Source organism: Burkholderia sp. Ax-1720, from assembly GCF_011753035.1.
GTDB lineage: Bacteria > Pseudomonadota > Gammaproteobacteria > Burkholderiales > Burkholderiaceae > Burkholderia > Burkholderia gladioli.
Genome location: NZ_VWWK01000396.1, coordinates 1 through 1,740, shown reverse-complemented (window position 1 = coordinate 1,740; position 1,740 = coordinate 1). Strand labels below are relative to the sequence as shown.

The 1,740-nt window shown below is 73.3% G+C and carries 2 protein-coding genes and 1 pseudogene; all 3 read left to right on the top strand.

Translation table 11 applies throughout. From position 1 onward, the window contains the following. Window positions 1–523, top strand: a pseudogene (locus tag F3J18_RS37115) (carboxylase); the annotation flags it as partial. Beyond that, the gene (locus F3J18_RS37110; RefSeq protein ID WP_025101753.1) at window positions 513–1,301 is read left to right on the top strand and encodes a 5-oxoprolinase subunit PxpA; all 789 of its coding nucleotides are present in this window, start codon (window positions 513–515) and stop codon (window positions 1,299–1,301) included. The pseudogene F3J18_RS37115 and the gene F3J18_RS37110, both read left to right, overlap by 11 nt. A 55-nt stretch (window positions 1,302–1,356) precedes the next feature. Next, window positions 1,357–1,740 (top strand): MFS transporter (locus F3J18_RS37105; protein WP_166917144.1); only part of this gene is annotated, 384 nt, incomplete at its 3' end.

The window sequence follows — 1,740 nt, the reverse complement described above, 5'->3', positions numbered from 1 at the left end:
CGCGCTGCGCCGCGGCGACACGCTGGCGATGCGCGAGCGCTATCCCTCGTTCCGCGAGCGCCCCGGCTACGGCGAGGTGTTCGCGCCCGGCGTGCTGCGCGCGGCGGGTGAGCCGCTGCGCGTCGTCGCCGGCCGCGAATGGGCGCGCTTCACGCCGCACGCGCAGGCGGCCCTGCTCAACACCGTGTATCGCGTGAGCCCGCAGTCGGACCGCATGGGCTACCGGCTCGAAGGCCTGCCGCTGAGCCTGCTCGAACCGTTCGAGGCAGCCTCCGAGGCGCTGTCCTGCGGCACCGTGCAGGTGCCGCCCGACGGCCAGCCGATCGTGCTGATGGCCGACCGCCAGACCACCGGCGGCTACCCGAAGATCGCCCAGGTCTGCTCGGTGGACCTGCCGCGCCTGGCGCAAACCCTGCCGGGCGAATCGATCGCCTTCGAACTGGTTGAGCTGGCCGAGGCGCAGCGCCTGGCGCTGGACCAGGCGCGCGGCTTCGACACCTGGGAGCGGCGCGATGCGCACTGAACTCGACTTCAACAGCGACCTGGGCGAAAGCTTCGGCGTCTACCGGCTCGGCAACGACGCGGCCGTGCTGCCGCACGTCAGCTCGGCCAACATCGCCTGCGGCTTCCACGCCGGCGACCCGCGCACCATCGCCCGCACCGTGAAGGCGGCGCGCGCGGCCGGCGCCGCGATCGGCGCGCATCCCGGTTATCCCGACCTGGTCGGCTTCGGCCGCCGCGAGATGCAACTGAGCGCCGAGGAACTCTACGAGATCACCGTCTACCAGGTCGGCGCCGTGAAGGCCTTCGCCGAGGCGGCCGGCTCGCGGCTCTCGCACGTCAAGCCGCACGGTGCGCTGTACAACCTGGCCGCGCGCCGCCGCGAGATCGCCGAGCCGCTGTGCGCCGCGGTGCGCGATGTCGACCCGGGCCTGATCTTCTACGGCCTGGCCGGCTCGGCGCTGGTGGAGGCCGCGCGCGACGCCGGCCTGACGGTGGCGCAGGAGGTATTCGCCGATCGCACCTACCAGGACGACGGCACGCTCACGCCGCGCAGCGACCCGCGCGCGCTGATCACCGACATCGAGATCTCGATCCGGCAGGTGTTCGAGATGCTGCGCGAGGGCGTGGTCACCTCGGTGAACGGCGTGGCCGTGCCGATCCAGGCCGACACGCTCTGCATCCACGGCGACCAGCCCGGCGCCGCGCTGTTCGCGCAACGCATCCGCGCCGCGCTCGACGCGGCCGGCATCGCGGTGCGCCCGCCGCGCGCGCGCCTGCCGGCCACCGCCGCCGGCTGACGCCGTGTTCGCTTTTCCACGCCGACCCCACCGGCTCAAATCCTCAGGAGTCCAGATGTTGAACGCAAGCATGGCAGAGCGCCAGGCCACAGCGGCGGATGCCGCCAGCACCGCCTCGTCCCGCGCCATCGCGCGCAAGGCCGCGCTGGCGGCCGCCGCGGGCACGGCGATCGAATACTACGAGTTCGGCGTCTACGGCTACATGGCCGCGCTGATCGGGCCGCTGTTCTTCCCGGCCGACAATCCCACCGCCGCGCTGCTGTCGATCCTGGCGATCTTCGGCAGCGCCTTCCTGATGCGGCCGATCGGCGGCATCGTGCTGGGGCGGCTGGGCGACCGCGTGGGCCGGCGCGCCGTCTTGCTGGTGACGGTGCTCGGCATGGGCATCGCCACCGCGGCGGTGGGCCTGCTGCCGACCGCCGCCACCGCCGGCGTGGCA

Excerpts from the sequence above, each read along its gene's own strand:
- F3J18_RS37110 (WP_025101753.1), top strand. The coding sequence starts at position 513 with ATGCGCACTGAACTCGACTTCAACAGCGACCTGGGCGAAAGCTTCGGC.